Consider the following 16996-nt stretch of genomic DNA (forward strand, 5'->3'; position numbering starts at 1 on the left):
TTGTACTCTCATAAAAGACACAATGAATATACTTGTCATTATAAAATGTAAAGAACTGTTTTACAAGGGTGAATTTTCAGTTTTTATAATAAAAACGTTTTCAAGTGAAAAATACGGTCATAATTAACCCTTACTTCAAACATCATCAAATCGTTACTTTTGTTTTAGGTTCTTCTCCGCTTAGAACAGCTTTAATATTCATTGCACAAAGATTCATCATTGAATATCTCGTTTCAAGACTAGCACTGCCGATATGTGGAAATGCCACAACATTGTTCAATCCCACTAAAGGATGATCAGCTTGTATTGGTTCATGTAAAAACACATCAAGACCTGCTGCCGCAATTTCTTTATTTACTAAAGCATGATAAAGGTCCCCTTCATTTACAACCGCACCTCTACTTGCATTAATAAAAATTCCTGTATTTTTCATTTTCTTAAATGCCTCTAAATCAAATAGATTCTTTGTTTCATTTGTAAGTGGTGCAAGGCATACAACGAAATCAGAGGAATTTAACAGCTCATCAAAACGACAAAACTTTGCTCCTAATGTTGTTTCAGCTTCTTCATTTCTAGTTCGATTATGATAAAGAATCTTCATGTCAAAACCAGTTGCCCGCTTCGCAACAGCTTGTCCTATTTTCCCCATTCCAACAATGCCGATCGTTTTATGATGAACATCGTGACCAGCTAAAAGAAGAGGAGCCCAGCTTTTCCATTGATTATCTTTGACATAATCCGCTGCCTCTATTAATCTTCGTGCTGATGTAAGTAATAACCCAAACGTTAAATCAGCAGTTGTATCTGTAAGGATATCAGGAGTATTACATACAACTACCCCTTTTTCATTTGCATATTGTACATTAATATTATCAAAACCAACCGCTAAATTGGCTACAACTTTAAGCTGAGCTCCTTTGTCTAGTAACTCCTGATCAATTGAATCAGAAAGCATTGTTAACAAAGCGTCTGCATTTGTTACTTTTTCAAGCAACACCTCTCTAGGGCATGGCTTCTCTTCCTCAGCCCACATTTCAACATCAGCTATTTCGTAAAGTGGCTGCAGCTGTTCTTCTGAGCATTTTCTTGTTACATATATGTAAGGCCTTTTCATTTTCTCACCTCTTACGTTAGTTTAAGACAATATATATTTTACCATAATTTTCAATGACTTCTTACTAGGGGAGTAACCAATAGTTTAATAAACGGAGTTTTTCCGGTTATCCTGAAGAATGGAACTCGGTTGGTGGATATTAGCGGAATTCTTCCGGTTAAGCAAAGGAAAATGGTCGATTTTCATCTTTTTTGATTAAATAGGCGGAATCTTTCCGTCTATTTAATCTATTTTTTGTGCTATTTCCCTCATTAAGAGGAATTTCTCCGCTTATTTCCTGAGGGTTCTTGTAGATTTGACAATCGCTTAAATGGGTGCTTATTTTGATATAAAAAATGCTTGGAGCATATATGTCTCCAAGCATTTTCCTTTGCTGAACTACATGCTAAATTTAATTCTAGTGTTAACTACTATATGAAAAGCTATATTTATACGTATTTTGTACTTCAAAACCGAACCCTTTAGGAAAATCAGGGCTGGTTCAAACCTACCTTATCGCAAGCCAATCAATTGCAGGGACAGAAATCCTTCTTGTTCTTATCGTTAACATACTTGAGTAAGCTTTTAAAAATTCTTCATACTGTCCTGATCTTTTTAAGATTACTTTCATTCGGTCTTCAAATCTCGGTTGTTGGTCTTCTGGTGATAAATAGTATTCTTCTACACACTCAAAATAATGAATTGGAAATAGCAGCCTGCTGTATATTAGTCTCCAGGAAAAGGGAGAAAGAGGAGTGGTACGATCATACTCTTCGAGGAATTTAAATCCCTCTGATCTAAGCTCTTCAGGTTTTTCCAAGAAATACTGCCTCATATATTCCGCTAAATCCCGACTACTATGATCAAACACCCAATCTGTTGGAGACTTTATACACATGCTAGGATTCCATGTGTATTCATGAAACCGCTGGTGACAAATTGTCCCTGAATCAATCGGCTGTGGTTCTTCATCCAATTCTGTGTCAACTATATATTGAATAGCATTTTCTGATAATCCTACATAATATGGAAAAGATTCAACAAACAACTTTTCAAATGCAGAAAGTGGTTGACTTTGAACTTTCCCCCTCCAGAACATCTCCAATTGATCCAGTCTTTTTTCCCAAAGAATTTTCCACTGACCGATCCGCTGCGTTTTCGATACTTGATATGGATAAGCCCTTGCCTTTGAATGAAAACGAGCTAAATCCCTTCCTAATAGGTTAAACCTGCTTTGTGTATAGGATGAACATTTTAGTACAGCATATCTAACTGAATCTTGCTCAAAAAACAAGTGATTTTGTTTCGTTAAGACCATAGTGGCTAAATGAGGTTCCCCTTTTTCAAGCATATATTGACTTAATTGATACAATTCATATAGCTCTTCCTCTTCAATATGCGATACAGGAACAATAATAAATTGATTATTATGCAGGCTAAACGAGTCATAATTCCCTAATTTACTTATTTCTCTTACCTTTATCCCATACTCTTCATAAATTGTTTGTTTCATTTCCTTATCCTCCCAGCAATAACCCCATACTAATCATAATCATTTATTCTTATCTTTATGATTAGACTAAAAAGAAAATAAGTTATTAGAAGGAAATCACCCTTCTATAAAGAATTTTATCTTTATTCATGTTATTAGAGAGTAAAACAAGGGAATGATTAGAAATGAACTGATTCATAAAATACGATAAGATACGTTTTTTATTCGTATATATCAGTGATTCATTTCATACAATGAATAAATACACAAAAAGTCTCGTCTACTGACGAGCCTTAAAAGGAAAGACAGAGGTATTGGCACTTATCTAATATTAAAAATAACTTCTGTGACATTACTTTCATAACGTACAAAAAAAGAATTGGGTGATAAGAATGAAAAGTGAAGAGAAAATGGACATTGTTGAAAAAACAGCAAGAGATTGGCTAGTGAAACGAGGCGTAAAGCTGGAGGATATCGCAGACCTTGTATACTTCCTACAAGAAAAATATCATCCTGATCTCAAAATGGACGATTGCTTGGATAATGTAGATCGTGTCCTTACAAAAAGAGAAGTACAAAACGCTATTCTTACAGGAATTCAGTTTGATATTCTCGCTGAAAAAGGACAACTAGAGGAGCCTCTTCAATCTATTATCGGCACTGATGAAAGTCTTTATGGAGTAGATGAGATTTTAGCATTTTCGATTGTTAACATATATGGCTCCATCGGCTTTACTAACTATGGATATATTGACAAAATGAAGCCAGGTATCCTTCAATATCTTAATGATAAATCGGGTGGAAAATGTCATACATTCTTAGATGACATTGTTGGCGCAATTGCAGCAGCAGCTTCAAGCAGACTTGCTCATCGTGCCAGAGATGTAGAATAAATAAGGTTTTAAAAAGCTACTTCCATTTTGAAAGTAGCTTTTTTACATTGCGTTTCAATTTATATTTTTCAAGTAGTCACTCAATGAATCTACTGTATAAGTTGGTTGACTATTGTATTGCTTTAGTAGCTCCTTCGTCGTTACACCAGTATGGACAAGCAGAGTATCAATTCCACAATTCATGCCTGCCATTATATCTGTATCGTAATTATCTCCAACCATTAATGTATCTTCTTTTGCTACTCCCAATACCTCTAGTGCTTGTTCAACAATAATTTTCTCCGGCTTACCAATAAATATAGGTGCTGTATTAGTTGATACAGCTATGACGGATGTTAATGCACCATTTCCAGGTAATAACCCTCTTTCAGTAGGAATTGCGATATCTGCGTTTGTGGAAATGAAGTCTGCACCGTTTCGTACTGCAATGCAGGCTTTTGCATATTTTTCATAAGATATGTCTCGGTCAATTCCCACAACAACATAATCTGGATTTTCATCAACTAAATGAAGTCCACTTGTTTGGATAGCCTCCCTTAAGCCCGCTTCCCCTATCATATAAACAGTTGCCTGCTCCTTTTTTTGTGCGATATAATTCGCTGTTGCCTGACTTGTCGTAAATACCCGATCCTCTGAAGCTTTTATTTGAAATTCATTTAGTTTCTTGGCAACTTGTTTAGGTGTTTGAGAAGAGTTGTTCGTCACAAACAGATATGGAATCTCATTTTTAACTAAATAGTCAACAAAATGACTAGCTTCCTCAATTCGCTCAGTTCCTTTATACATCGTTCCATCTAAGTCGATTAAATACCCTTTGTATTTTTTCAAAAGTAATCCTCCCCTGGTTGTTTAACCTTTATTAAAAGACTGGTAATAAAAACAAAGAGGATGACAAGTATTCGTCATCCTAATGGTTTAAATGCAGAGACCGGGCCCAATTCATTTTCTATGTAGCTTCGAACTTGAGCTGGGAATGAAGTAATTCCTGCTTTATGGGAAGTAACAACCTGCTGTAGCTCCTCATGGTTAATTTCTAAATAATCCTGAACAAGTTGTTTTCTAAGAAGGATGACTTGTTTTAAGTCATTTGCCTGTTCTTGAGTAACTACTTTTTCATCTAAAAGTATGTCGATAATGTCTTCGTAACTACCAGGATCTCTCATAATGAATCCATCAATCATCGAATTTCCCACATCTATGACCGTTTCAATGAACATATGACAAATTCTTTCTAGTCCTGCCTTCTCTATTTCTTGATTCCAAGATGTTTGGTTATTAAAGAGTTTTATCTGTCCTTCTAGAAATTTCAGTTTAGCTTCTATTTGTTCTCGATCTACAAAATACAAGTAATCACCTTCCTATACTAAAGCAACACGTTCCTTCTGTAATTGTCCAGGCTTTGCATAAAAGTATCCTTGTGCTAAATCAACCTGGTTTCTTTTGAGAACCTCTGCTTCTTCTTTCTTTTCGATACCTTCAGCTACTACTAAGGAGCCTGTTTCTCTTGCAATTAAAATAAGTCCTTTTAGCATTGATTCCTTTACCTTGCTCGTGTCAATATCTTGAATGACAGATCGATCTATTTTTATAATGTCCGGAAGAAGCTCACTTATTGTATATAAACTCGAATATCCTGCTCCTGTATCATCAACAGCTATTCTAAAGCCCTTTTGACGTAATTGTTTTATATTATCATGGAAAAATTTTAAGCCTTCAATTGAATCTCGTTCAGTTACTTCAAAAATCATCCTTCTAGGCTCGATATCAGGGTACCTCGTTAACAGTTTTTCTAGTCCAGGAATAAACCGTTTATTCCCAAGTGTAATTGGAGTGAAGTTTAAAAATACATCATCCATACAACCTACTGAATTGATCAAATGAAATGCTTTCTCAAGGACTAAAAGTTCAAGATCATAAATTAAATTGGATTGCCTCGCTAATGAAAATAATTGTAAAGGACTCTCAAATGCAGTATCTTTAGGTCCCCTTGTCAAAAACTCCCATGCTTTAATTTGATTTGTTGATAGGTCTATGATTGGTTGAGCTAACAGACTAACATCCTGTTTTTGAATAATATCACGCATTTCTAATAACGTTTCTATATATCGTGACTGAATTCGCTTTTCAGCCATTGCCACTGCTTGTTGTTGTGCTGTATATAGCGCATCCTGGATCGTTGAGTGCTCTCTTTCAATGAACATATAACCAATTTCAAAAGATTGGTTAAAATAAGGATACTTTGTAAACATCCATCTTTCTAACCTTGGCACTAGTGTTCGGATAAGATTCTCAATATACACAACACTTTGCTTATCATCATTTATTTTAAAGAAGATGGTTAATCCTTCACTGTAATAATCGTGAACAACAAGTAAGTCTGAGTTGTATGGGGAATCTTCAACAATGCTTTTGAATCCTGTTCTTAGATCTGTTTTATATTCCTCTAATTGTACCGGTTCCAATTGTTGAGAAAATTCACGAAGATTTGAAATAGTCATGACTACTACAGCAACCTGATGTCCGCTTAACATCGCTTGATGGACACCTTCTAAAATCGGGTCTCGAAGTACAAATTTAGGTGGATAGAACTTTAATTTGCTTTTATGTAAAAATAGTTTACTCCATTTTCTTAAACGCCTATAATGTTTTTCACAAAGCCCACTTATCATATTATGTACTCAACCCTTCTGACATTAACTATACGTAGTAACATTTTAACATATTTTTCTGTTTTTCGACTTTTTTTTGAAAAAATTATTTTCATTTTGTTCCATTTATGATTGAGGTTTTTTCAGGACTTAATTCTTCTGATATGATAAGGTATGGATGAAATTTGGGTAAATAAGGAGAGATATAATGTCTGAACGATTTTTTTTATATGATGATACCGTTGATACAAAAACAAGGTTTGTAAGCTTTGTGGGGGAAAATCAGCGATTCGACCTGGCCATTGTTCAAAGCGACCGTTATTATGGTAAGCATCTTGTTTTGGATATACAAAGTAATCGCTTTGCCATTATTGGTGAGGATGATTTAAAGGAACCAGGATACATAGAATATGCTTATCAGCTAAATGAGGAAGATGCAGCAGAGCTCCGTGATTTTTTATATGAATTAATGTGATGTATGTTAAGGTGATTTTCCGTAGAAACTACCGATTAAAAGGTAGGTGACCTATGATGGATGATAAAGAAAAAGAAACGTATGCCGATTTTTCAAATGTAGAAACACAACGTAACTTTTTAATTCCTGAACAACTTCCAGAGGGTCCTTATGGCTCACCGCGAAATAAAGACGAGCCTGTTACTAATAAAAGTACACCTTGGCAGGAAGGACAACGTTATTATAGTGCCTTTAATTACGAGAATAAATCACTTCATCAAAATTTGGAGCGACATGATATGCCGGCTCATCCAACCCATGATGACCCCAGCAAAAATGAAGAACCACCTTATACGTCAAAATAAGATGGTTAACTAGGTAACGTGACTACTTTTTGTCACGTTATTTTTTTTTTCTTTTTAAAACAAAGTACGCACAGCCGAAATTACAGTATTCAAATATGTACTCATCAAGGGTACTAATTTTTGTGTCATATGTTGCTTTTTGATTTTGATCATCAAAAAAACCACGAAGTCTTAGCTGACTATAGCCCCAATCTCCAACAATAAAATCGTATTTATTTAAAATTTCGCTGTATCTTTCCTTAAAAGCCTCTTCGTTAAAACCGTCTTTTTCTTCTTTTACTAATTCAAAATGCTGGTTTTGAACACTTATCATGATTTCACCTCATCCATATTCCTTATTCTTATCATAATCTAAACATCTTCAACCATCAATTGCTAAGAAAATTTCATGACAATTTGGTAACTATAAAAGAAGAGGAGGTGCTAATATTGATAAAAACCAAATTAGCGGTTAGTATTGTAGGTTTATCTTTATTAACAGCATGTCAGTACGGTGCAGAAGAAGATACTTCTTTTATGCATGAAAGTGGAAATACAATAAATGTAAGTGATCGTACTGATTTGTACAACGAAGAAGGTTCGCCAAATGCAAATGATAAAGGAGCAAACTTCGGATTTGTTCGACATCAAAAAAGCGGCATTCCTCAAGATATAGCCTATACTCCTACACCTGGAATGGACCGAGAAGCTGTTGCCAATTCGATTAGCAGCTTAAGTGTTCAGCTTCCTAACGTAAATGATGTAGCAACATTAGTTACAGATGAAGAAGTGTTAGTCGCTTACGAAACAGATTCAGATAATCGTTTTGAAACAGCCGATCAAGTAAAGAAAACAGCCTTATCAGTTATTCCACGTTATTATCACGTGTACGTTTCTGATAATCCAAATATGATTCAGCAAATTCAAGCCTATAGCCCACTTGATTCAACAAGTCGGGATATTGATGAAATCTTAACAGATACAATTAACAAAATGCTTGAGTCTCCTCAAGGCCGTGCTTTGAATAATGGCGAAAATGCTAATGGCGAAGGCTATGGAGAAATGAATGAGGATATCGATGATGATATGAAGGACGATTATGAAAAATCCCGCTACGAGAAGGAAAAAATGCAATAAAATTAAATGGAACTGTCATTTGACAGTTCCATTTTTCTACATTAATTAAGCCTGTGCTTGCTTTTGTTTAGCTGCAGAATTTACTTGTTCATCTGCATGATAGGATGAACGAACAAGCGGACCAGCTTCGCAATGGCTAAAGCCTTTACTTAATGCAATTTCACGTAGTTCAGCAAATTCATCTGGATGATAATATTTTTGAACTTTAAGGTGTTTTTTCGTTGGTTGCAGGTATTGACCAATTGTCATAATATCCACATCATGAGCACGTAAATCATCCATTGTTTCGATGATTTGCTCTTTTGTTTCTCCAAGACCAATCATGATACTTGATTTAGTTGGAATTTCAGGTTGCATTTCTTTTGCACGTTGTAAAAATTCTAAAGAACGATCATATTTTGCACGGGCACGAACTCTAGGCGTAAGCTCACGAACTGTTTCAATATTATGGTTAAGGATATCAGGCTTTGCATCCATTAACATCTTAAGATTCTCATAAACGCCACCCATATCTGAAGGTAGCACTTCAATTGTTGTAAATGGGCTTTTGCGTCGAATCGCACGAACTGTTTCAGCAAATACTTGTGCTCCACCATCTTTTAGGTCATCACGAGCAACTGCAGTAACAACTGCATGTTTAAGATTCATAAGAGCAACCGAGTCTGCTACGCGTTCTGGTTCTGCTAGGTCTAATTCAGTAGGAAGTCCTGTTTTAACGGCACAGAATCGGCATGCACGAGTACATACAGCACCTAAAATCATAAACGTAGCTGTACGACGAACAGCCCAACATTCATGAATATTTGGACATCTAGCCTCTTCACAGACAGTGTGTAAATTTTGCTCTCTCATAAGCTTTTTTAAATCTGTATAGTTCTCGTTCGTGTTTAATTTTATTTTTAACCATTCTGGCTTACGTAGATATTCTTCCTTTTTCGCCATCTGATTCATCTCCATTATGTAATCTATTTATAGTTGTCCACTAATCAAACTATTTCAATATACGTTTCCACTTTAACATAAGGAAACGAGTCGGACAAGGAAAAGGACTGTATGTAATTTCTAACATTTTCTATTAATGAAATACAAATTGAAAACCAAACTATAAAAAGATACTTCCATGGGCTGTTATTGACAAGGATTGGACTTTTTCTGGCAGTATTACCTTTTATATTGATACCAGGTACCACTGACAGTGAAGGTGTGATTCAATTTGGAACAAATGAAAGGAGCTCATTACTGTGCAAAAAGTACTTTCCTTTATGATCATCTTCTTCATGATGATCTCTGTTTCAGCACATCAAGTTTCCTATGCTGCTGAAAAATCCGACCAAGAAAAAGAATATGAAAAGCTAATGAGCTTATATACAAAAGTAGAAACATTAACGAACATACCTTGGTATGTATTAGCTGCAATTGATCAATATGAAAGAAATGTTCGTCATTCAAGAAAAGACATCCCAAAAGCTAATGGGTCCATTGAAATTTATGTCAAACCCGAAGTATGGGCAGGACCACTCAATCCAAATATGCAGGATACAAATCCTAGAAGCATAGGTTTATTTGGTGGTATTGGAGAGGATGGTAATGGAGATCAGGTTGCCGATCCAACAAATGATGAAGACATCCTCTATTCCTTTGCGAATTATTTACAATCATATGGATCTGATTTGGAAAATTTAAAGATTGGCTTATGGCATTATTATCAACGTGATAAAACAGTTGGACTCATTTTAGGTCATATGAAATTATATAAAAAATATGGCCACTTGGATTTAGATAAACATGCATTCCCTGTTCCTCTAAAACATAACTATAGTTACAAAAATACGTGGGGAGATGCCCGCGGCTGGGGTGGCAGAAGAATTCATGAAGGAACTGACATTTTTGCAAACTACGGGGTTCCAGTAAGAGCAACTTGTTACGGAGTTGTTGAGATGAAGGGGTGGAATCGATATGGTGGTTGGAGAGTAGGGATACGCGATATCGACAATACGTACCATTATTTTGCCCATTTAAATGGTTTTGCTGATGGTCTCCAAACAGGACAAGTTGTCGAGCCAGGTCAATTAATTGGGTCAGTAGGAAGCTCTGGTTATGGCCCTCCAGGTACAGCAGGGAAATTCCCACCACACCTACATTATGGTCTTTATAAAGATAACGGTCGAACTGAATGGTCATTTGATCCTTACCCTCATTTAAAATCTTGGGAACGAGCAGAACGAAAAAGAAAATAACGTCGACAAAACTCGGGGCGTGCCTGTCACTTCCCGAAATGCAAAAAAGAGGCTGATTTTCTCAGCCTCTTTTCATTTATTTTTGTTTTGCTTTAATTACAGCATTTGTAATACTTGCCGCAAGGCCTCCCCAAACGACTACAATACCGATTACCATCATTGCAATAGCAGATGCACTCATTATTGAGAAACCCCCTTATCATTTGAAGTTGTAGATTCTTTTTGCTTTTTATTTGTAACCGAGAATAGTACACCAACTAAAACTGCTCCAATGGCTACCGTCCAACCCCAATTAAATAGGAATTCACGAGGGTAGTCACCATATTCGCTTGTTAAGTTCGTTCTTAAGTTATCGAACATCATATATCCTAGTACGATTGGAGTGATAAAACCTAAGCATACTCTCCACCAAGTACCTAATTGAATGTCTGACAGCTCATTAGCATGCTTTTGAATATTCTTTAATTCCTTTGCAAACCATGCAATTGCAATTACTTCAATGAAACCAGCTAATGTAATACCAAATGTATTAATGAAGTAGTCAACTGAATCTAGGAAATAAAGACCACCTTTTGTAGCGAATATTAATGAGATAACAGCAGCTAATCCACCACCTATTGCAACAGCCTTTGTACGAGATACTTTAAATTTCTCTTGAATACCTGCAACATATGTTTCAGTAATGGAAATCAAGGATGTTAAACCTGCTAATATTAATGAACCAAAGAATAGGAACCCAAATAATCCATTAAAAGCAGGGAATTCATTAATAATTTGTGGGAATACAACAAATGCTAGACCAACACCAGAAGAAACTACTTCTGCTACAGGAACTCCTTGCTGTGCTGCCATAAATCCTAATGCACTAAATACTCCAATACCAGCAAGAACTTCGAATGCTGAGTTTCCGAAACCAGTAATAAAAGCATTGTTTGTAATATCAGATTTTTTAGGAAGATAACTTGAATAAGTAATCATAATAGCAAATGCAATCGATAAACTAAAGAAGATCTGTCCGTAAGCCGCAACCCATACTTTACCATCTAGAATTTTACTCCAATCTGGTTTGAAGAACGCATCTAATCCTTGAGCAGCTCCATCAAGTGTTAAAGCGCGAATAACGATAATAGTAAACATAATAACTAAAACTGGAATAAATACTTTATTAGCTGCTTCAATACCTTTTTTAACACCCGCAAATAAAACGCCTAAAGTAACAATCCAAACTAAGATAAGTGGAATTAAAACCCCTGGTACTAGCCCACCAAATTGACCAGGCTTTTCTGCTAGTTGTAGGTACTCACCGAATAAGAATCCTTCTGTATCAGTACCCCAATTTTGGTTAAATGCAAAAACAGAATAAGATGAAGCCCAAGCGATAATAACTGGATAGTAACATGAAATAACAAATGCGATAGCAACCTGCCACCAGCCCAACCATGAACTTCCCTTACCAACTTTACCGAAAGTTGTAGGAGCAGATCCACGATATTTATGTCCTAGTGTAAACTCCATTACTAGTAATGGGATACCAGCTGTTAACAAAGCAAATAGATATGGTAAGAAAAATGCTCCTCCTCCATTTTCATATGCTGTTGCCGGAAATCTCCAGATATTTCCTAAACCTACTGCAGAACCAACAGCTGCTAGAATAAAGCCAGCCCTTGTCCCCCACTGTGGGCGATTTTCCATAATATTTTCCTCCTCTTCTCATCTCTCACTTAAATGTGGAAACAATTAGAAATTATATAATTTTCTGATTATTTATTATAATCTATACATAGTATAATCGGACATTATGCCTATGTCTATAAAAAATTTTTAAAAAATACTATTTTAAGATGATATTTTCAGAAATTTTAGACTCTATTAAATAGAATATGGAAATACTTTATACATTTTCAAACAAAGACAGATTTTCCCTTTAACTCTTTAATTCTTAAAAGTTGTAAAATGAAATAGTCACCATAAATATTTTTTAACTTCTAAATATTCAGTATCTTTCGACCCTACCTTATATTAATAAAAAATAGATATTACTATTCATGGAATAACATTACAAAGAAATGGAAAAAAAAAGAAAGGCGAATCGCCTTCCTTTTTATACTGCTTTTGCTCTTTTTGCAAAAATGAAAATAAACCCTACTAATAAGATAGATATTGTAAGTAAACCAACTAAACTACTACCCGTAAAACCTAAAACAAGATAACCGATTGTAGCAACGCCTCCACCAATTAAGGCGTAAGGTAACTGAGTCAATACGTGATCAATGTGATGACTTCCTGCTCCTGTAGAGGATAGTATTGTCGTATCAGAAATTGGTGAACAATGATCACCTAATACAGAACCTGCAAGAACTGCTGCCATAGCCGCAAGCAACATGTTAATATCAGTAGCTGCTGTAATTTCACCTGCAATTGGTAACATGATTCCAAAAGTTCCCCAAGAAGTACCAGTTGCAAACGCAATGAATGCTGCCAATATAAACATTACGACTGGAAGATACGATAAGTTAAGGTTAGATTTTTCAACAATTCCCGCTAAATATTCCCCTGTACTTAATTGACCGATCAAATCTACAATAACCCACGCAAATAATAGGATGTAGATAGCTGGTAGCATTGATTTAACACCTTCAATGATTGCAAGGGGCAAATAACGTCCATTAATTCCTCTACTAAAAAATAATATGATGGTGATTGCTAGTCCAAATAGTCCGCCATATAATAGCGATGCTGAAACATCTGTATTTTCAAAGATTGCAAAAATATCTACAGCTGATTTGTCTTCAATTGCTGAATAACCCGTATAAAGCATCGATGCCACTGTACCAATAATTAAAGAAAGAATAGGCCAAACAAGGTTACCAATCGTGCCTTTATCACTTGTTGGTAAATCTTCTTTAATTTCACCCAATGCTTCTTTGGAAGGATCAACTACTTGTCCAGTTTGAATCGCACGATCTTCATGAACTTTCATGCTGCCAATATTAATATTGAAATAAGCTACTGCAAACACAAGAACCAATGCAGCAAAAACATAGTAGTTCATCGGAATCATTGTCATAAATGCGCCAAGCGGTGTAAACTCAGTAACACCATGAGTAGTTAAAATTGTCGCAATCATTGCAATGATATATGCTCCCCAGCTTGAAATTGGTGAAACAACACAAACTGGTGCTGATGTTGAATCAATAATATAAGCAAGTTTAGCCCGTGAAACCTTTTGACGATCAGTAATCGGACGACTAACTTGTCCAACGGCAAGTGCATTAAAATAATCATCAATGAAAATGAGTATTCCTAATATTGCTGCTGTAAATTGAGCTCCTGTTCGAGTTTTTACACGCTTTTCTGCCCACTCACCAAAAGCACGACTCCCGCCTGAGATAGAAATAAGTGCTGTAACAATTCCTAAGATTAACAAGAATAATATGATATAAACATTCCAAGTGTTTAATTCACCTTCAGAAATGAAAATACCTTTAACAGCATTTATTATGACCATCCCGGAATCTGCGATTGAAAAATCCTTTAGTAATAACGCTGCTGATACAATCCCCACGCCTAGAGATAACAAAACTCTCCTTGTTAAGATAACCATTAAGATGGCGATTATCGGGGGAATAATTGAAAAAATAGTGCCTGACATGATGTAAAATGCCTCCCTGTTTTTATTATTGGAAGGGCTTATACTGATTGTAAGGAACAATGCACCCTAAAAAAGTGCATAGAAAAAGAGTAACGATAGAAAATAACTATCATTACTCTTATTTGAATAATGTTATGTTATCCTCCATCTCGATCAGTAGCCCTCCATTATAGTTTTCTATAATGACAGTATTACCTTTATTCAACGTAATACCAGCAAATGCAGCCTGACTAGCTAACATTCACTTCGGCAAAAACCCCTTTTCAATACGTTCATCGTTGTCATTCTCACATATTGTACTCTTGGTTTCTGCGCCTCTACCTCATCATGAGATAAGGTGATGTAGGTCAATATTTAATTAACTTTCAATAGTTTAGCAAAATAGTAGTCATATGACAACTATGGAATTGCTGGTAATTCAATGGCAGGTGCATTTTCTCCGCTTCCATTATTATAATACTGCGGTACATCACCGTGAGCTGCAATGTCAACAATAGGAATTGTATTAGTAATCGTAACAGGCTTTGTTGAGAAGGGGATAACAACCTGGACAGTTACTTCCACAATAACAGATATTTCATGAACAGCACTGTTAATTCCATATTCCTTTAATGTTCTTTTTATATCGGTATGTACATCACCTATTAAGTAAAAACGAACTGGAATATCTGGACCTATAGTACTTAAAATTGCATTATCCGTTATTTGCCCCAGCGGAATCGAATAAACAATTCCATCATCTAATTCCATTTCCTGATTGTCTGTTGTATGAAAATTTCCTTTTTCAATTTCGGTTAATTTCCTTGTGATGTTATCAGTAATTCGATCTAATTCTGCTCGAACAACTGCTGAATTAAATCGGATTGTGTTTGTATTGCCGTTGTTATCCTTATCTATTATAACAAGGTTTTCTTGATCTTTCTCTGTTTCTTCCTTTACAGCTTCATGAATAATCGTTGTTGCAATGGAAGAAGCTTCTAGCTTTGCGATATCCATAATAGCTGGCTCTACTTTGCTATCTACATACCAAAAACTACTGGCTGTCAGAAACGTAAATATAACAAGTGTTAACAATAGTACATATCGAAAAGGTAAAGGCCCTTTGCGCGGGCGTCGACCGCGAAACTTAGCCAAAACAAATCCCTCCTTTACAAGCTATGTTTATGCATGACAGGAGGGATGTACGCTTACTTTTTTATTCATTCTAAACTTTTTATTGTTTTAGGACAATACAGGCTTGCTTCTTACTTAAGCCATTTTTAGTAAAGCATCTTTTCCTGTTGTTCCCACAGTGATTCCCAGTTTTTCTGCTTCATATGTGACAGATTCCAGTGGCGCTTCGAGTAATTGATCAATTGTACGGACACCAACAGCACGACCAGCAATAATTCCTCGGTCTTTAAGCTTTTCATTTAATAATGCAACATCAAGTGCTCCGCACATGATATATCCTTTATCGTTTGTAACTGCCATAAAATTTGTTTTAGGCAACGCAACTGTAATCGCTGTGAACTGCTTTCCTTCTATAACAACTGGAGTCATTGTAACCATTGTGTATCTACACTCCTTTCTTGATATATTCTTATGAATTAAGAAAGGATACGTGTAGATATGTGCCTATTCAATTCTAGATTTTTCACCTAACTTCCAAGCTAATAAATCTCTCAATAATTCAGGCATAAAAAACACTTTTTTCTCGGCATGACCGATTTCAGGATATAGTGGACCGAGAGTAAACATATCGATCGTCGCAACAGCATAAATTCTTTCAGGCGAAATGGGTTTGCCATTAACAACTATTTCTTTCACATGATCTTTGCCATCCTCTAACGTTTCCATGTTTACTTCAATCCCATCAAAAACCATTCGTCCCATTACTTTTCCTCTAAAGCCAAGACCTTTTAGCTTTAAATGTTCCATCTTCTCATCTCTCGATTGAACAATAACTTCTTTAAGAACATCACCTTTTAAATAAACCTTACACGGATTTATTGGATGTGGACAAATGCGATGAAGATCTTTTCTTGTGACAGATCCTTTTTGTAATGGCTCTAAAAGAATACCTGAGTTCACCATTGCAACCTCTCCATCACACCACTCCTTTATTGATTGAACAAGGAGTTTTGGGAATTCAGATTCTTGGTACCAATCTAAAGAAAGACCATTTTTTGAGACACCAATTACCTCCGAAAGAATGTTATCGGCTTGTCTTGAAGATTCTTGTAGCCATAACTCTGTTTCATTACATACTATTTTCTGCTCCTCTATTGGAAATAGAGAAGCTTTATACTGATGAAGTTTATTAGTCTCAAGACAAATAGATAAAGAAATATGCCCAACATATTGACCATATTTTCCTGCACCTGCGATTAGAGTGTTATGAAGCTCAATCCCTTCTTTCAGAACATGATGGGTATGACCTCCGATAATTACATCAATATCAGGAAACTCTTTTGCTATAATTTCGTCATCACTTATTCCCAAATGAGACAAAAGTACAATCACATCACATTGTTCCTTTACTTGTTCAACAGTCTCCAATAAACTTTGAAAAGGGTCTTTTATTCTCCATCCAAGTAATTCATAGAACTTTTCATAGAAAACCGTAACACCAAGGAAAGCAATCCTCGTACCACTGTTAAGTGTAATAATATGATAAGGAACAACCCAATTAGGGCGTTCCCCCAATTCGGTATATAAATTAGATAATATCACCGGAAATGTTGCGTTTTCGTATAAAGAATCAAGGTCTTCATGTGAAAAAGTAATGCCTTCATTATTACCAATTGTTACTGCGTCATAATTTAACTGATTTAACAGTGTAACATTTGCTTTTCCCTTTGTTGCTTCAGTTATTGGATGAAACCGATCTGAATGATCTCCAATATCCAATAAAATCATTTGTTCATTTTGTTGATCATGCCATGCTTTATTGTTTTTTATAAATTGTACGATAGCTGGCCAATTTTCAAAATGACTATGTAAATCATTTGTATGATAAAGGTGAACGGTTTCTAACATGTTCCTCTCTCCTTACTTAAACTCC

The 16996-nt window shown here is 35.5% G+C and carries 18 protein-coding genes and 1 riboswitch; of the genes, 5 read left to right on the top strand and 13 right to left on the bottom strand.

Features of this window, described 5'->3' with window-relative positions:
• Positions 1-145 precede the first annotated feature (145 nt).
• Positions 146-1114: a 2-hydroxyacid dehydrogenase gene (locus LPC09_RS20785; RefSeq protein WP_098795484.1), complete on the bottom strand. Its 969-nt coding sequence runs from the start codon at positions 1112-1114 to the stop codon at positions 146-148.
• Positions 1115-1601: 487 nt separating this feature from the next.
• Positions 1602-2606 carry a spore coat putative kinase YutH gene (gene yutH / locus LPC09_RS20790; RefSeq protein ID WP_098795483.1) on the bottom strand — a complete coding sequence of 335 codons (1005 nt, stop codon included), beginning with the start codon at positions 2604-2606 and terminating at the stop codon, positions 1602-1604.
• A 371-nt stretch (positions 2607-2977) separates the two neighbouring features.
• Between yutH and LPC09_RS20795 the strand changes: the two genes are divergently transcribed.
• Complete coding sequence (locus LPC09_RS20795) at positions 2978-3478, top strand: phosphatidylglycerophosphatase A family protein (protein ID WP_098795482.1); 501 nt, start codon at positions 2978-2980, stop codon at positions 3476-3478.
• A gap of 54 nt (positions 3479-3532) precedes the next feature.
• Here LPC09_RS20795 and LPC09_RS20800 read toward each other — a convergent pair whose 3' ends face one another.
• The 3 genes from LPC09_RS20800 to LPC09_RS20810 form a co-directional block, all read right to left on the bottom strand.
• Positions 3533-4306 carry a TIGR01457 family HAD-type hydrolase gene (locus LPC09_RS20800; RefSeq protein WP_098795481.1) on the bottom strand — a complete coding sequence of 258 codons (774 nt, stop codon included), beginning with the start codon at positions 4304-4306 and terminating at the stop codon, positions 3533-3535.
• A 74-nt stretch (positions 4307-4380) separates the two neighbouring features.
• Positions 4381-4824, bottom strand: coding sequence for a DUF86 domain-containing protein (locus tag LPC09_RS20805; RefSeq protein WP_098795480.1), 444 nt, complete (start codon positions 4822-4824; stop codon positions 4381-4383).
• A gap of 12 nt (positions 4825-4836) precedes the next feature.
• Complete coding sequence (locus LPC09_RS20810; RefSeq protein ID WP_231308195.1) at positions 4837-6147, bottom strand: EAL domain-containing protein; 1311 nt, start codon at positions 6145-6147, stop codon at positions 4837-4839.
• 187 nt (positions 6148-6334) lie between these two features.
• On the opposite strand from LPC09_RS20810, the gene LPC09_RS20815 reads away from it, so the two are divergent.
• Positions 6335-6601, top strand: coding sequence for a DUF3055 domain-containing protein (locus LPC09_RS20815; RefSeq protein WP_098795478.1), 267 nt, complete (start codon positions 6335-6337; stop codon positions 6599-6601).
• A 56-nt stretch (positions 6602-6657) separates the two neighbouring features.
• Positions 6658-6945 (top strand): cytosolic protein, encoded by a 288-nt coding sequence (locus LPC09_RS20820; protein WP_098795477.1) that lies wholly within the window; start codon positions 6658-6660, stop codon positions 6943-6945.
• A gap of 37 nt (positions 6946-6982) precedes the next feature.
• Here the strand turns inward: LPC09_RS20820 and LPC09_RS20825 are convergent, their stop codons facing one another.
• Positions 6983-7258 (bottom strand): YutD family protein, encoded by a 276-nt coding sequence (locus tag LPC09_RS20825; protein WP_098795476.1) that lies wholly within the window; start codon positions 7256-7258, stop codon positions 6983-6985.
• A gap of 116 nt (positions 7259-7374) precedes the next feature.
• Here LPC09_RS20825 and LPC09_RS20830 point away from each other — a divergent pair, with 116 nt between their 5' ends.
• Positions 7375-8061 carry a YhcN/YlaJ family sporulation lipoprotein gene (locus LPC09_RS20830; protein ID WP_231308196.1) on the top strand — a complete coding sequence of 229 codons (687 nt, stop codon included), beginning with the start codon at positions 7375-7377 and terminating at the stop codon, positions 8059-8061.
• Between the two features lie 45 nt (positions 8062-8106).
• Here the strand turns inward: LPC09_RS20830 and lipA are convergent, their stop codons facing one another.
• On the bottom strand, positions 8107-9018 hold the full coding sequence (gene lipA / locus LPC09_RS20835; protein ID WP_255301566.1) for a lipoyl synthase: 912 nt from the start codon (positions 9016-9018) through the stop codon (positions 8107-8109).
• Between the two features lie 305 nt (positions 9019-9323).
• On the opposite strand from lipA, the gene LPC09_RS20840 reads away from it, so the two are divergent.
• Positions 9324-10298, top strand: a complete 975-nt coding sequence (locus tag LPC09_RS20840) for a M23 family metallopeptidase (protein WP_098796457.1) — start codon at positions 9324-9326, stop codon at positions 10296-10298.
• 76 nt (positions 10299-10374) lie between these two features.
• Here the strand turns inward: LPC09_RS20840 and LPC09_RS20845 are convergent, their stop codons facing one another.
• The 6 genes from LPC09_RS20845 to LPC09_RS20870 form a co-directional block, all read right to left on the bottom strand.
• The gene (locus tag LPC09_RS20845) at positions 10375-10479 is read right to left on the bottom strand and encodes a methionine/alanine import family NSS transporter small subunit (RefSeq protein ID WP_098796452.1); all 105 of its coding nucleotides are present in this window, start codon (positions 10477-10479) and stop codon (positions 10375-10377) included.
• Complete coding sequence (locus tag LPC09_RS20850; protein WP_098796451.1) at positions 10479-11990, bottom strand: sodium-dependent transporter; 1512 nt, start codon at positions 11988-11990, stop codon at positions 10479-10481. The genes LPC09_RS20845 and LPC09_RS20850 overlap by 1 nt, the downstream gene beginning before the upstream one ends.
• A gap of 409 nt (positions 11991-12399) precedes the next feature.
• On the bottom strand, positions 12400-13950 hold the full coding sequence (locus tag LPC09_RS20855) for a Na+/H+ antiporter NhaC family protein (protein WP_231308197.1): 1551 nt from the start codon (positions 13948-13950) through the stop codon (positions 12400-12402).
• Positions 13951-14099: 149 nt separating this feature from the next.
• Positions 14100-14278: riboswitch (Lysine riboswitch) on the bottom strand.
• A gap of 71 nt (positions 14279-14349) precedes the next feature.
• Positions 14350-15084, bottom strand: a complete 735-nt coding sequence (yunB, locus tag LPC09_RS20860; protein WP_121663329.1) for a sporulation protein YunB — start codon at positions 15082-15084, stop codon at positions 14350-14352.
• A 114-nt stretch (positions 15085-15198) separates the two neighbouring features.
• A complete protein-coding gene (locus tag LPC09_RS20865) occupies positions 15199-15501 on the bottom strand; it encodes a YunC family protein (protein WP_098796449.1) in 303 nt (100 codons plus the stop codon).
• A 66-nt stretch (positions 15502-15567) separates the two neighbouring features.
• Positions 15568-16971 carry a bifunctional metallophosphatase/5'-nucleotidase gene (locus tag LPC09_RS20870; protein ID WP_231308198.1) on the bottom strand — a complete coding sequence of 468 codons (1404 nt, stop codon included), beginning with the start codon at positions 16969-16971 and terminating at the stop codon, positions 15568-15570.
• Positions 16972-16996: the final 25 nt, after the last annotated feature.

Origin of the sequence: Metabacillus sp. B2-18 (genome assembly GCF_021117275.1) — a bacterium.
Classification (GTDB): Bacteria; Bacillota; Bacilli; order Bacillales; family Bacillaceae; genus Metabacillus.

What these genes read in the sequence shown, in the direction of transcription:
- LPC09_RS20810 (WP_231308195.1), bottom strand. Translation starts at nt 6,147, where the DNA reads ATGATAAGTGGGCTTTGTGAAAAACATTATAGGCGTTTAAGAAAATGG.
- LPC09_RS20795 (WP_098795482.1), top strand. Translation starts at nt 2,978, where the DNA reads ATGAAAAGTGAAGAGAAAATGGACATTGTTGAAAAAACAGCAAGAGAT.
- LPC09_RS20815 (WP_098795478.1), top strand. Translation starts at nt 6,335, where the DNA reads ATGTCTGAACGATTTTTTTTATATGATGATACCGTTGATACAAAAACA.
- LPC09_RS20855 (WP_231308197.1), bottom strand. Translation starts at nt 13,950, where the DNA reads ATGTCAGGCACTATTTTTTCAATTATTCCCCCGATAATCGCCATCTTA.
- LPC09_RS20870 (WP_231308198.1), bottom strand. Translation starts at nt 16,971, where the DNA reads ATGTTAGAAACCGTTCACCTTTATCATACAAATGATTTACATAGTCAT.
- LPC09_RS20825 (WP_098795476.1), bottom strand. Translation starts at nt 7,258, where the DNA reads ATGATAAGTGTTCAAAACCAGCATTTTGAATTAGTAAAAGAAGAAAAA.
- LPC09_RS20865 (WP_098796449.1), bottom strand. Translation starts at nt 15,501, where the DNA reads ATGGTTACAATGACTCCAGTTGTTATAGAAGGAAAGCAGTTCACAGCG.
- LPC09_RS20845 (WP_098796452.1), bottom strand. Translation starts at nt 10,479, where the DNA reads ATGAGTGCATCTGCTATTGCAATGATGGTAATCGGTATTGTAGTCGTT.
- lipA (WP_255301566.1), bottom strand. Translation starts at nt 9,018, where the DNA reads ATGGAGATGAATCAGATGGCGAAAAAGGAAGAATATCTACGTAAGCCA.
- LPC09_RS20820 (WP_098795477.1), top strand. Translation starts at nt 6,658, where the DNA reads ATGGATGATAAAGAAAAAGAAACGTATGCCGATTTTTCAAATGTAGAA.
- yutH (WP_098795483.1), bottom strand. Translation starts at nt 2,606, where the DNA reads ATGAAACAAACAATTTATGAAGAGTATGGGATAAAGGTAAGAGAAATA.
- LPC09_RS20850 (WP_098796451.1), bottom strand. Translation starts at nt 11,990, where the DNA reads ATGGAAAATCGCCCACAGTGGGGGACAAGGGCTGGCTTTATTCTAGCA.
- LPC09_RS20840 (WP_098796457.1), top strand. Translation starts at nt 9,324, where the DNA reads ATGATCATCTTCTTCATGATGATCTCTGTTTCAGCACATCAAGTTTCC.
- LPC09_RS20785 (WP_098795484.1), bottom strand. Translation starts at nt 1,114, where the DNA reads ATGAAAAGGCCTTACATATATGTAACAAGAAAATGCTCAGAAGAACAG.